The 14,852-nt window shown below is 77.1% G+C and carries 1 protein-coding gene; it reads right to left on the reverse strand.

The genetic code is table 11. From position 1 onward, the window contains the following. Nucleotides 1-7 precede the first annotated feature (7 nt). On the reverse strand, nucleotides 8-14,818 hold the full coding sequence (locus GA0070622_RS19250) for a type I polyketide synthase (protein WP_091574859.1): 14,811 nt from the start codon (nucleotides 14,816-14,818) through the stop codon (nucleotides 8-10). Nucleotides 14,819-14,852: the final 34 nt, after the last annotated feature.

Raw genomic sequence — 14,852 nt, forward strand, 5'->3', positions numbered from 1 at the left:
GCGTGCCTCAGGACAGCCCGAGATCGCGGTCGAGAAGGTCGAAGAGCTCCTGGTTGCTGGCCGTCCGCAACCGGTCGGCCACGTCGCCGGCCGGCTCGTCCGGTTCGTCGGCGCCGAGGCGTTCCAGCAGCCGTTGCAGCCGCATGGTGATCCGCACCCGGCCGAGGTCGTCGCGCTCGCGCAGCGTGAGCGCCTCCTCCAGCCGGTCCAGCTCCTCGCCGGTGGGCAGCTCGCCCACCGACGCCTCGTCGACGAGCTGGGCGCGCAGGTGTTCGGCGAGGGCCTGCGGGGTCGGGTAGTCGAACACCACCGAGCTGGCTGGGGCGAGGCCGGTGAGCCGGACCAGCCGGCCGCGCAGCTCCACCGCGGTCAGCGAGTCGAACCCGAGGTCCCGGAACGGCCGGTCGGCGTCGAGGGCGTACGGGCTGTCGTGGCCGATCACCTCGGCCGCGGCGGCCCGGATCAGGTCCACCAGCAGCCGGTTCTGCTCGGTGGTGGTGAGGTCGGCCAGGCGCTTGCGCAGCGCGGCGAGCGTCTCCGTGCCGCCGGTGTCGGCCGGGTCGGTCCCGGCGGCCGGCGTCGCCACCTCGGGCAGGTCGGCGATCAGCGGGCGGGGTCGGGCGGCGGCGAAGACCGGGGCGAAGCGCGCCCAGTCGACGTCGGCGACGGTGAGCACCGGGCCGTCACCCTCGATCGCGGCGCGCAGCGCGGCCATCGCCGGTTCCCGGTCCAGCAGGGTGACGCCGCGCCGGCTCATCGCGGTGGCGTGGTCGTCGCTGACCATGCCGCCGCCAGCCCACGGTCCCCAGTCGACCGACACCACCCGGGCCCGACCCGCCGGGCGGGACTGCGCCCAGGCGTCGAGGAAGGCGTTGCCCGCCGCGTACGCGCCGTGGTCGCCGACGCCCCAGGTGGCGGCGATGGAGGAGAAGTAGACGACCAGGTCCAGCGGCTCCGGGTCGAGCAGCTCGTCGAGGTGGCGGGCGCCGGCGGTCTTGCCGGAGACCACGTCGGCGAGTTCGTCGGTGGTGACCGCGCGCAGCGGGTTGAGCCGGCCGACGCCGGCGGCGTGCACCACCGCCCGTACGGTCTCGCCGTCGGCGCGCAGCGCGTCGACCAGCCGGGCGACGGCGGCCCGGTCGGCCAGGTCGCAGGCGAGCACGCGGGCGTGCGCGCCGAGGTCGGCCAGCTCGGCGACGGTGTCGGCGACGCCGGGGGCGTCCGGTCCGCGCCGGCTGACCAGGATCAGCCGGCGGGCGCCGTGCCGGGCGAGCCAGCCGGCGGCGTACCGGCCGATGGCGCCGGTGCCGCCGGTGACGAGCACGGTGTCGGGGGGCTGCCAGGCCGGCGTGTCCGGCCGGTCGGGGCGGGGCGCGCGGGTCAGTCGGCGCAGGTGCACGCCGGACGGGCGGACCGCGAGCTGGTCCTCGCCGTCGGCGTTGGTCAGCGCCCGGATCAGGTGGTCCCCGGCGCCGCCGTCGAGATCGGCCGGCAGGTCGATCAGCCCACCGGCGTGCGCCGGGTGTTCCAGCGCGGTGACCAGGCCCAGGCCCCAGGTGGTGGCCTGGGCGGGGCGGGTGAGCGGGTCGCCCGCGCCGGTGCTGACCGCCTGCCGGGTGAGCAGCCACAGCGGTCCGGTGGGCGCGGCGTCGGTGACGGCCTGGACGAGGGTCAGGTTGCCGGTGAGTCCGGCCGGCACGGCCGGATGGTCCGGGTGCGGGCGCTCGTCCAGGGCGAGCAGCGAGACGACGCGGGTCGGCCCGTCCGGCAGGTGGTCGGCCAGCTCGGCACGGGTGACGGTGGCCGGGTCGACGGTGAGCACGCGGGCGTCGCCGCCGTGGTCGCCGATCAGCGCGGCGATCCGGCCCGCCGCGTCGGCCGCGTCGTCGGACGTCACGAGCAGCCAGTCACCGGCGGCGGGGCCGGCGGTGAGCTGCCGCCGGGGCCAGGTGATCCGGTAGCGCCAGCCGTCGGCGGCCGCGTCGGCGCGTCGCCGCTGGTGCCAGTCGGCGAGTGTGGGGAGCTGGTCGCGCAGCGGCCGGTCGGGGTCGACGCCGAACCGGGTCGCCAGGGCGTCGCCGTCGCCGGCGGTGACGACCTGCCAGAACGCGTCGTCGACCGGGTCGGCGAGGGCCGGCGCGGCCACGCCGACCAGTTCGCCGTCGCCGACCGGCCAGTACCGCCGGCGCCGGAACGGGTAGGTGGGCAGGTCGACCGGCTCGGCGGCGGGCAGCAGCGCGGCCCAGTCCACCGGCACGCCGTGGCAGTGCAGCCGGGCCAGCGCGCCGAGCAGGGCGTCGACCTCGTCGCGGCCGCGGCGCTGCACGCCGGTGACCAGCGGGCCGCCGTCGGGCAGCGCGTCCGCGGCCAGCGCGGTGAGCACCGTGTCCGGGCCGATCTCCAGCAGCGTGCCCACGCCGAGGTCGCGCAGGTGGGTGACGGTGTCGCCGAAGCGCACCGCCTCGCGGACGTGCCGGACCCAGTAGTCGGGGGTGCAGACCAGGTCGGCGTCGGCGACCCGACCGGTCAGGTTCGACACCAGCGGCACCGTCGGCGGGGCGTAGGCGAGGCCGGCGGCGACGGTGGCGAACTCGGCCAGCATCGGCTCCATCAGCGGGCTGTGGAACGCGTGGCTGACGGCGAGCCGCTTCACCCGTACGCCGAGGGTGGTGAAGTGGTCGGCGAGCGCGGCCAGCGCGTCGTCGGCGCCGGCGACCACGACGGCGGCCGGACCGTTCACCGCGGCGATCGCGGCCCGGTCGGCGTGGCCGGTGAGCGCGTCGGTCACCTCGGTCTCGCCGGCGGCGACGGCGAGCATGCCGCCGCCGGCCGGCAGCGCCTGCATGAGCCGGCCGCGCTGGCCGACGAGCGTGCACGCGTCGGCCAGGGTGAGCACCCCGGCGACGTGGGCGGCGGTGATCTCACCGACCGAGTGCCCGGCGACCAGGTCGGGACGTACCCCCCAGTCGGTGAGCTGCCGGTGCAGCGCCACCTCGACGGCGAAGAGCCCGGCCTGGGTGAAGGCGGTCTGGTCCAGCAGCGCGGCCTCGGCGCTGCCCTCGGGCGCGAACAGCACGCTCTTGAGCGGGCGGGGCAGGTGCGCGTCGAGGTGCTGGCAGACCTCGTCGAGCGCCTCGGCGAAGGCGGGCAGCGCCTGGTAGAGCTCCCGGCCCATCCCGGCGTGCTGGGCGCCCTGCCCGGAGAAGAGCACGGCGAGCGTGCCGCCGGACGCGGCGACGTCGCGGTGCACGGCGGGGTGGCTCTCCCCGGCGGCCAGGGCGCGCAGCGCGGCCAGTCGGGTGTCCGGGTCGGCGGCCACCAGCACCGCGCGGTGGCGCAGGTGGGAGCGGGCGGTGGCGAGCGTCCATCCGACCGGGGCGGCGCCGTCGCCGGCCGCTGCGGTCCCGTCGCCCGTGGCGGCCGGCCCAGTCGAGGCCGGCTCGGTGGCGGCCGGGCCGGCGAGCCGGGCGGCGAGGCGGGCGGCCTGGGCGCGCAGCCCGTCCTCGTCGGCGGCGGAGAGCGGCCACGGCAGCAGCGGCAGCGCCGGGCGGAGGATGTCCTCCCGCTCCGGCGTGTCCCCGGCCGGTGGGGCCGCCTCGAGGACGACGTGGGCGTTGGTGCCGCTCACCCCGAACGCGGACACCGCCGCCCGCCGGGGGCGGTCCGTCTCCGGCCAGGGCCGGGCCTCGGTGAGCAGCGCCACCGCGCCGTCGGACCAGTCGACGTGCGGGGTGGGTTCGTCCACGTGCAGCGTCGGCGGGAGCACGCCGTGCTGCAACGCCAGCACCATCTTGATCACACCGGAGACGCCGGCCGCGGCCTGGGTGTGGCCGATGTTGGACTTGACCGAGCCGAGCAGCAGCGGCCGGTCGGCGGGTCGGTCCTGGCCGTACGTGGCCAGCAGCGCCTGCGCCTCGATCGGGTCGCCGAGGCGGGTGCCGGTGCCGTGCCCGTCGACCGCGTCCACGTCCGCCGGGGTGAGCCCGGCGTTGGCCAGCGCCTGCCGGATGACCCGCTGCTGGGCGGGCCCGTTCGGCGCGGTGAGGCCGTTCGAGGCGCCGTCGGAGTTGGTCGCCGAGCCGCGCACCACGGCCAGCACCCGCCGGCCGTCGCGGCGGGCGTCGGAGAGCCGTTGCAGCAGCACCAGGCCGGCGCCCTCGCCCCAGCCGGTGCCGTCGGCGGCCCCGGCGAAGGACTTGCACCGGCCGTCGGCGGCGAGGCCGCGCTGCCGGGCGAACTCCAGGAACGGCCCGGGCGTGGCCATCACGGTCACGCCGCCGGCCACCGCGAGGTCGCACTCGCCGGCGCGCAGCGACTGCACCGCGAGGTGCAGCGCGACCAGCGACGACGAGCAGGCGGTGTCCACGGTGACCGAGGGACCCTGCAACCCGAAGGTGTAGGAGAGCCGGCCGGAGACCACGGCCGCCGCGTTGCCGGTGGCCTGGTAGCCCTCCGTCTCGGCCCGGGCGGCCATCAGCAGCGTGGCGTAGTCCTGCCCGTTGGTGCCGACGAACACGCCGGTGCCGCTCTCCCGCAGCCCGTCCGGCGGCAGGCCGGCCCGTTCGAACAGCTCCCACCCGGTCTCCAGCAGCAGGCGCTGCTGCGGGTCCATCACCAGCGCCTCGCGGGGCGAGATGCCGAACAGGCCGGCGTCGAAGCCGCCGACGTCGGTGACGAAGCCACCCTCGCGGGCGTACGAGGTGCCGGGGGCGTCCGGGTCGGGGTCGTAGATGGCGTCGAGGTCCCAGCCCCGGTCGGCGGGGAACGGGCCGATGGCGTCGCGGCCCTCGACGACCAGCCGCCACAACTCCTCGGGGCTGTCGACCCCGCCCGGGTAGCGGCAGCTCATGGCCACCACGGCGATCGGTTCGTCCAGCGCGGCGACGGCCCGGGTGGGCGCGGCGGCGGCCTCGGTGACGCCGAGGATCCGGTCGGCCAGCCAGCCGGCGAGCAGGTCCGGGGTGGGCCGGTCGAAGACCAGGGTGGCGGGCAGCCGCAGCCCGACCGCCTCGGCGATGCGGTTACGCATCTCCACCGCGCTCAGCGAGTCGAAGCCGATGTCACGGAACGGCCGGTCCGCGCCGACCGCCTCGGCGGAGGCGTGGCCGAGCACGGCGGCGGCGTGCATCCGGACCAGTTCCAGCAACGCCCGGCGGCGCTCCGGCGCGGCCAGGCCGGCGAGCCGGCCGCGCAGCGGGGACGCCTCGGCCGGCTCGTCGTCGGTGCGGGCGGCGGCGAGGAGTCGGGCGACCTCGGGCAGCTCCTCGATCAGCGGGCGGGGGCGGGCCAGCGCGTACGTCTGGTGGAACCGGTCCCAGGCGATGTCGGCCACGGCGAGCGTGACCTCCTCCTGGGCCAGCGCCCGGGCCAGCACGGCGACCGCCAGCTCGGGGCGCATCGGCCGGACGCCGGAGCGGAACATCTGGTCGGCGGCGCCCTCGGTGTCCATCATGCCGCCGCCGTCCCAGGCCCCCCAGGCCACGGCCGTGGCGGGCCGGCCGCGCCGGCGCCGGTCCTCGGCGAGCGCGTCGAGGAACGCGTTGCCGGCGGCGTACCCGCCCTGCAGGCCGCCACCCCAGACGCCGGCGCCGGAGGAGAACAGCACGAACGCGGCCACGTCGTCGCCGAAGGTCCGGTCGAGGTTGACCGCACCGGCCACCTTGGCGCGCAGGCCGTCGGCGAGCTCGGCCGGGCCGGTGGCGTCGAGCGGTCCGGCGTGTGCGACGCCGGCCGCGTGGAAGACCGCGTCGATCCGGACGTCGAGCCGGTCGACCAGGTCGCGCAGGGAGTCGGGGTCGGCGACGTCGCAGGCCGCCACCGTGACGGTCGCGCCGAGCGCGGTCAGCTCCGCCTCCAGCTCGGCCGCGCCGGGGGTGGCCGGGCCCTGCCGGCCGGTGAGCACGAGGTGCGCGGCGCCGTCACGGGCCAGCCAGCGGGCCACATGCGCGCCGAGCGAGCCGAGGCCGCCGGTGACCAGGACCGTGCCGGCGGGCCGCCAGCCGCCGCCGTCCGGCGGGCTGTCGCCGCCGGCGCGGGCGAGCCGGCGGCCGAACAGCCCGGAGGGGCGTACGGCGAGCTGGTCCTCGTCGCCGACGCCGGCCAGGACGACGGCCAGCCGGCCCCGGGCGCGCCGGTCCAGGACGGCCGGCAGGTCGACCAGGCCGCCCCAGCGGTCCGGGTGTTCCAGCGCGACGACCCGGCCCAGCCCCCAGACCGGGGCCTGCCACGGGTGGTCGAGCGGGTCGGCGCGGCCGGTGCTGACGGCGCCCCGGGTGGCGCACCACAGCGGGGCGGTGACGCCGGCGTCGCCGAGGGCCTGGACGAGGGCGAGCGTGCCGGCGAGCCCGGCGGGCACCACCGGGTGGTCCGGATGGCCGGTCTCGTCGAGCGCCAGCAGCGAGAGCACGCCGGTGATGTCGTCGAGCCCGGCCAGCTGTGCGGCCAGCGCCGTCCGGTCGGGTTCGTCGACGGTGACCGGGACGACACCGGCGCCGGCCTCGCCGAGGGCCGCCACGACCTGCCCGACCAGGGCGTCACCGGCGTACGCGGCCGGCGCGACGAGCAGCCAGGTGCCGGCGAGCCGGGCGGTCGGTGCGGTGGTGAGCGGCGCCCACCGGACCCGGTACCGCCAGGCGTCCACGGTGGATTCGTCGCGCCGGCGTTGCCGCCAGTCGGCGAGCACCGGCAGCGCCTCCCCCAGCGCCCGCGCCTCGGTGCCGTCGACGTCCAGGGCGGCGGCGAGCGCGTCTGCGTCGGCCCGCTCGACGGCGTCCCAGAACTGCCGGTCGGCCTGGTCCTCGACGGCCGCCACCGGCCCGGTGCGCACCGGCGAGTCGGGCCAGTAGCGCTGGCGGTGGAAGGCGTACGTGGGCAGCGGCACGGCCGGTCCGGCGGGGACGCCGCAGACCGCGGTCCAGTCCACGCCGACGCCGCGGGTGTGCAGCTCGGCCAGCGCGGTGAGGAGCCGGGGCCAGCCGCCGGCGTCGCGGCGCAGCGTGTTCACCACGGCGGCCTCGTGCTCGGCGTCGTCGATCGTCTCCTGCATGCCGAAGCTGAGCACCGGGTGCGGGCCGATCTCCAGGAACACCTGGTGCCCGTCGGCGAGCAACGTCCGGACGGCCTGCTCGAAGTTCACGGTCTGGCGCAGGTTGCGGTACCAGTAGTCGGCGTCGAGCGTGGTGGTGTCGGTGGGCAGGCCGGTGAGCGCGGAGTAGAACGGCACCTCGGCCGGGCGGGCGGTGATGTCGGCCAGGCTGTCCAGGAGCCGGTCGGCGACGGCCTCGACGTGCGGCGAGTGGGAGGCGTAGTCGACGTCGAGCGGGCGGATCCGCACGTCGTCGGCGGTGCAGGCGGCGACCAGCTCGGCCAGCGCGTCCGGGTCGCCGGCGACCACCACCGATCCGGGACCGTTGACCACGGCCACGCAGAGCCGCCCGTCCCAGCGTCGCAGCATCCGCTCGACCCGGTCGGCGGGCAGGCCGACGGAGGCCATGCCGCCCCGGCCGGCGATGTCGGCGAGCACCTGGCTGCGCAGCGCGACGATGCGGGCGGCGTCCTCGAGGGAGAGCGCGCCGGCCACGCAGGCGGCGGCTATCTCGCCCTGGGAGTGCCCGACCACGGCGCCCGGGCGTACGCCGAGGGACCGCCACAGCCGGGCCAGGGAGACCATCACGGCCCAGAGCGCGGGCTGCACCACGCCGGAGGCGACCAGGGGTGGCGCGCCGTCGGCGCCGCGCAGCACGTCGGTGAGCGACCAGTCGACCCACGGCGCGAGGACCGCTTCGCACTCGGCGATGGAGGCGGCGAAGACGGGTGAGCTGTCCAGCAGGTCGACGGCCATGCCGGGCCAGTGGCCGCCGTGGCCGGAGAAGACGAAGACGGGCGCCGGGTTGCGCAGCGCGGTCCCGGTGACCACTGTCGGCACGGTGTCGCCGTCGACCAGGGCGGTGAGGCCGCGGACCAGGTCGTCGGGGTCCTGGCCGAGGACGACGGCCCGGTGCGGGAACGCCGCCCGGGTCGCGGTCAGCGCGTAAGCCACCTCGGCCGGTCCGTACTCGGGGTAGGCGGCGAGGTGGGCGCGCAGCCGGGCGGCCTGTTCGGGGAGCGCGGCCCGGTCGGCGGCGGAGAGCGCGAGCGCGACGACGCCGGCGTCGGTGGCGGCGCCGGGCCGGAACTCGGCCGGGGCGGCGGGTTCGGGGGTGTGTTCGAGGACGACGTGGGCGTTGGTGCCGGAGATGCCGAACGACGACACGGCGGCCCGGCGGGGCCGGTCCCGGTCGGGCCAGGGCGTGGCGGCGGTGGCCAGGGTGACGGCCCCGGCGGTCCAGTCGATGTACGGGGACGGCTCGTCCACGTGCAGCGTCGCGGGCACGATGCCGTGCCGCATGGCGAGGACCATTTTGATCACCCCGGCGACGCCGGCGGCGGCCTGCGTGTGCCCGAGGTTCGACTTGACCGACCCGAGCAGCACGGGGGTGTCCCGCTCCTGGCCGTAGGTGGCGAGCACTGCCTGCGCCTCGATCGGGTCACCCAGGGTGGTGCCGGTGCCGTGCGCCTCCACCGCGTCCACGTCGGCGGTGCCCAGCCGCGCGTTCGCGAGGGCCTGCCGGATCACCCGCTGCTGCGACGGCCCGTTGGGGGCGGTGAGTCCGTTGGACGCGCCGTCGGAGTTGACGGCGGTGCCGCGTACCACGGCGAGGACGCGGCGGCCCTCCCGCTGGGCGTCGGAGAGCCGCTGCACCAGCAGGACGCCGGTGCCCTCGCCCCAGCCGGTGCCGTCGGCGGACGCGGCGAACGACTTGCACCGGCCGTCCGGGGACAGGCCGCGCTGGCGGGAGAACTCGATGAACGTCCCCGGAGTCGCCATCACGGTCACGCCGCCGGCGAGCGCGAGGTCGCACTCGCCGGAGCGCAGCGCCTGCGCGGCGAGGTGCAGCGCGACGAGCGACGACGAGCAGGCGGTGTCCACGGTGACCGCCGGACCTTCCAAGCCGAACGAGTAGGCCACCCGGCCGGACAGCACGCTGGCGGAGGTGCCGGTACCGATGTAGCCCTCGACCTCGGCGGGCAGCTCCATCAGGCGGGAGGCGTAGTCGTGGTACATCACGCCGGCGAACACGCCGGTACGCGAGCCGCGCAGCGTCGCCGGGTCCAGGCCGGCGGACTCGAACGCCTCCCACGACGTCTCCAACAGCAGCCGCTGCTGCGGATCCATGGCGAGGGCCTCACGCGGGCTGATGCCGAAGAAGCCGCTGTCGAACTCCGGCGCACCGTAGAGGAAGCCGCCGTGGCGGGTGTAGGAGGTGCCGCTGTGGTCGGGGTCCGGGTCGAACAGCGATTCCAGGTCCCATCCCCGGTCGGCCGGGAACTCCGAGATCCCGTCCCCACCGGCGGCGAGCAGCTCCCACAACTGCTCCGGGTTGTCCACCCCACCCGGGTAGCGGCAGGCCATCCCGACGATCGCGATCGGCTCGTCCGGGCCGGTGGTGGTGGCGGTGTCGGGCGCGGCGGTGGTGTCGGCGCGGGCGCCGGCCAGCTCGGCGTACACCTGGCCGGCGAGGATCTGCGGCGTCGGGTAGTCGAAGACCAGCGTGGACGGCAGCCGCAGCCCGGTCGCGGCGTTGACCCGGTTACGCAGGTCGACGGCGGTCAGCGAGTCGAACCCGAGTTCCCGGAACGCCCGGTCGGCCGGCACCGCGTCCGCGCCGCCGTGCCCGAGCACCTGCGCGACCAGGCCCCGGACCAGCGCGTCGACCTGGTCGCGGGCCTCCTGCGGGTCGAGGCCGGCCAGCCGGTCGGCCCAGTTGCCCCGGCCGGCCTGGCGGCGGGTGGTGACCGGGCCGAGCAGCGCGCGCAGCAGGGACGGCACCCGGCCGCCGACGATCTGCGACCGCATCGCCGGTACGTCGACGACGGCCGGCACGAGCGTGGCCCGCCCGGCGGTCAGCGCGGCGTCGAACAGTTCCAGCCCGACCTCGGGGCTCATCGCGGCGAGGCCGGCCCGGGTGGAGCGGGCCCGGTCGACGTCGGACTGGGACGCGGCCATGCCACCGGTGTCCCACATGCCCCAGGCGAGGCTGACCGCCGGCAGGCCGTCCTGCCGGCGGTGCGCCGCCAGCGCGTCGAGCACACCGTTCGCGGCGGCGTACGCGGCCTGGCCGGGCGAGCCGAGCACCCCGGCGACGGAGGAGAAGAGCACGAACAGGTCCAGGTCGAGGTCGCGGGTGGCCTCGTCCAACCACCAGGCGGCGGTGGCCTTCGGGGCGAGCACGTTCGCCAGCCGGTCCGGGCTGACCGCCGAGACCACGCCGTCGTCCAGGACGCCGGCGGTGTGCACCACCCCGGCGAGCCGACCCGGAACCTCGGCGACCAGCCGGTGCACCTGGTCCCGGTCGGTGACGTCGCACGCCACCACCGACACCGACGCGCCCAACCCGGTCAGTCGCTCGACAAGGACCTCCGCACCCGGCGCGGCCGGACCCTGCCGCGACACCAGCACCAGCGACCGTACGTCGTGTCGGGCCACCAGGTGCTCGGCCACCAGCGCACCCAGGGATCCTGTGCCACCGGTCACCAGCACCGTGCCGCCGGGCACGGCCCCGCCGCCACCGGTAGTGGGGCTGTCGGCGGCCGGAACCGGGTCGGCCGTCGTGTCTGCGGGCGGCGTCGTGTGGGCGGCCGGCGGGAGCGCCGCGCGGACCAGGCGGGGGGTCAGTACGGCATCGCCGCGCAGCGCCACCTGCCCGCCGGTGACCGGCAGGTCCGCCACCACCGCGGCCAGCACCGACAACACCGCTGCGTCGACGTCCCGGTCCAGGTCGGCCAGGACGATCCGCTCCGGATGCTCCGACTGCGCCGACCGCAGCAACCCCCACACCGCCGCACCGGCCAGATCCACCACCCGGTCGTCGTCCGAGACCGCCACCGCACCCCGGGTCACCACCACCAACCGCGAATCCGCCAACGGCTCCGCGGCCAGCCACGCCTGCACCGTCGCCAGCACGTCCGACGCGACCATCCGGACGGCCTCCGGAACGTCCACCCCGGACGGCGCGGCCACCGGTAGCACGAGCCTGCCCGGCGTCTCCTCCCCCGCCTCGGCGGCGGCCGGCACGTCCGGGTACGCCGGCAGCCCGCCGACCGGCGCGCCGAGCGCCGCCCAGCCGGACAGGTCCTCGACGGGCGGGACCGGCTCGTGCTGCCAGCGCACCTCGAACATCGACCGGGCCGCCGCGCCCGGGGCGGTCAGGCCGGTCATCTCCCGCAGGACCAGCGCGTCCACCGACACGACCGGGGCGCCGGCGTCGTCGGCGGCGACCAGCCGCACCGTGCCTCCGTCGCGGGACAGCCGCACCCGCAGCGCGGTGGCCCCGGCGGCGTGCACCTGCACGCCCTCGAAGGCGAACGGCACGCGCGGACCACCGCCGTCGGTGGCGAGCAGCAGCCCGATCGGGTGCAGCGCGGCGTCCAGCAGCGCCGGGTGCACCGCGAAGCCGGCCGCGCCGTCGGCGACCTCCTCGGGGAGGGCGACCTCGGCGTACACCTCGCCGTCGCCGGTCCAGGCCCGGCGCAGGCCGCGGAACGCCGGCCCGTACGCCAGGCCGTGCTCGGCGAGCGTCGGATACCAGCCGTCCAGGTCGATCTCGGTGGCGGTGGTCGGTGGCCACGCCGGCAGGGCGGGCTCGTCGGCGGCGGCGGGTTCGAGGACGCCCTCGGCGTGCCGTACCCAGCCGGCGTCCGGGTCGTCCTCGGTCTGGGCGTGCACGGTGACCGCGCGGGCGCCCGCCCCGTCGGCCGGACCGACCCGCACCTGCACCCGCACGCCCCCGGCGGCGGGCAGCACCAGCGGCGCGGCGATGGCCAGCTCGCGCAGCCGGGAGACGCCGACCTCGTCGCCGGCCCGGACGACCAGCTCGACCAGCGCGGCGCCGGGCAGCACCACCACGTCGCCGACCGCGTGGTCGGCGAGCCAGGGGTGGGTGGCGGCGGCGAGCCGGCCGGTGAGCAGCACCATGTCCTCGCCGGCGACGGAGACGGCGGCGCCGAGCAGCGGGTGCCCGGCGGCGCCGAGGCCGGCGCCGGACACGTCGGCGAGCCGCCCGACCGGCTCCAGCCAGTACCGTTCGTGCTGGAAGGCGTACGTGGGCAGGTCGACGCGGCGGGCGCCGGCGAGCAGCGCGTCCCAGTCGACGGTCAGACCCTCGGTGTGCAGCCGGGCCAGCGCCTCCAGCACGGCGCGGGGTTCGGCGCGGTCCTTGCGCACCAGCGGCACCAGCACGGCCGTCGGGTCGGTGAGGCAGCTCTCGGCCATGGCGGTGAGCACGCCGCTGGGGCCCAGCTCGACGTACGTCCCGACGCCCGCCTCGGCGAGCCGGTCCACCGCGTCGGCGAACCGCACCGCCTCCCGGACGTGCCGGACCCAGTAGTCGGGGGCGCAGATCAGCTCCGGCTCGGCGATCCGGCCGGTCAGGTTGGACACGATCGGCACGGTCGGCGGGGCGTAGCGCAGACCGGCGGCGACCGCGGCGAACTCGGCCAGCATCGGCTCCATGAGGGCGCTGTGGAACGCGTGGCTGACCCGGAGCCGGTGGGTGGGCGTACCCCGGTCGGTCCAGTGGGCGGCGAGCGCGTCGATCGCTTCGGCGTCGCCGGAGACGACCACGGCGGCGGGGCCGTTGACGGCGGCCACGCCGACCCGCCCGTCGACGCCGGCCAGCGACGCGGTCACGTCCGTCTCACCGGCGGCCACGGCGAGCATCGCGCCACCGGCCGGCAACGCCTGCATGAGCCGGCCCCGGGCGGCGACCAGCGCGGCCGCGTCGGGCAGCGACAGCACGCCGGCGACGTGCGCGGCGGCCAGCTCGCCGATCGAGTGGCCGACCAGGAGGTCGGGGACCAGCCCGAACGAGCGGGCGAGCCGGTGCAGCGCCACCTCGACGGCGAACAGGCCGGCCTGGGTGAACTGCGTCTGGTGCAGCAGGTCGTCGTCGCCGAACAGCACCGGCCGCAGCGGCTGCGGCAGCAGCGGGTCGAGGTGGGCGCAGACCTCGTCGAGCGCGGCGGCGAAGACCGGGAACGCCGCGTACAGGTCGCGGCCCATGCCGGCGCGCTGCGCGCCCTGCCCGGAGAAGAGGAACGCGACCCGGCCGCGCGGCGCGGCGGTGCCGGTGACCACGGACGGCGCGGGTTCGTCGGCGGCGAGCGCGCGCAGCCCGGCGAGCAGCTCGTCGCGGTCGGCGGCGAGCACCACGGCCCGGGCGTCCAGCCCGGCGCGGCGCCGCGAGGCGGCGGCCAGGTCGACCGGGCGGGCGGTGTCGTCGGCGGCCACGTGGTCGGCCCAGCGGCGGGCCTGCGCCGCGAGCGCGTCGGGGTTGCGGGCGGAGAGCAGCACCGGCGCGACCGGCGGCGGGGTGCCGGCCTCGGGCTCCTCGACGGCCGGTGGCTGCTCGACGATGACGTGGGCGTTGGTGCCGCTGATGCCGAACGAGGAGACGGCGGCACGGCGGGGCCGGTCCGACGCCGGCCACGGCCGTTCCTCGGTGAGCAGCTCGACCGCGCCGGCGGACCAGTCGATGTGCGGGGACGGCTCGTCCACGTGCAGCGTGCGGGGCAGCACCCCGTGCCGCATCGCCAGGACCATCTTGATGATCCCGGCGGCGCCGGCCGCCGCCTGGGTGTGCCCCAGGTTCGACTTCACCGACCCCAACCAGAGCGGGTCGCGCCCGTCGCGGTCCTGCCCGTACGTGGCCAGCAGCGCCTGCGCCTCGATCGGGTCGCCGAGCGTGGTGCCGGTGCCGTGCGCCTCCACCACGTCCACGTCGGCCGGGGACAGCCGGGCGTTGGCGAGGGCCTGCCGGATCACCCGTTCCTGGCTGGGCCCGTTGGGGGTGGTGAGGCCGCTGCTGGCGCCGTCCTGGTTGACGGCGCTGCCGCGGATGACGCCGTGGATGTGCCGGCCGTCGCGTTGCGCGTCGGAGAGGCGTTGCAGCAGCAGCATGCCGACGCCCTCGGCCCAGCCGGTGCCGTCGGCGGCGGCGGCGAACGACTTGCACCGCCCGTCGGCCGCCAGGCCGCGCTGGCGGGAGAACTCGGCGAAGACGCCGGGGGTGGAGAGCACGGTGACGCCGCCGGCCAGGGCCAGGTCGCAGTCGCGCTGCCGCAGCGCCTGCACGGCGAGGTGCACGGCCACCAGCGACGAGGAGCAGGCGGTGTCGATGGTGACGGCGGGTCCTTCCAGCCCGAACGTGTACGCCACCCGGCCGGACACCACGCTGCCGGAGTTGCCCGTGCCGAGGTAGCCCTCGACGCCCTCCGGGAGGTCGACCACCCGGGAGGCGTAGTCGTGGTACATGACGCCGGCGAACACGCCGGTGCGGCTGCCGCGCAGCCGCTGCGGGTCCAGGCCGGCGGACTCGAACGTCTCCCAGGTGCTCTCCAGCAGCAGCCGCTGCTGCGGGTCCATGGCGAGCGCCTCGCGCGGCGAGATGCCGAAGAACGCGGGGTCGAACGCGGTGGCCTCGTAGAGGAAGCCGCCCTTGTCGGTGGAGGACGTGCCGGGGTCGTCCGGGTCGACGGAGAAGAGCCGTTCCAGGTCCCAGCCCCGGTCGGTCGGGAAGTTCCCCACCCCGTCGCGGCCGTCGGCGACGAGCTGCCACAGCGCGTCCGGACCGTGCACCCCGCCCGGGTAGCGGCAGGCCATGCCCACGATGGCCATCGGCTCGCGGTCCTTGGCCTCCACCTCGCGCACGCGCCGCCGCGCCTCACGCAGGTCGGCCGTGGCGCGCCGGAGGTAGTCGAGGAACTCTTCCTCAGTGGGCATCGGGCCGCTCCGTATCGGGATCAGAGGTCCGGGG

This window comes from Micromonospora sediminicola (assembly GCF_900089585.1).
In the GTDB taxonomy this organism is placed as follows: domain Bacteria; phylum Actinomycetota; class Actinomycetes; order Mycobacteriales; family Micromonosporaceae; genus Micromonospora; species Micromonospora sediminicola.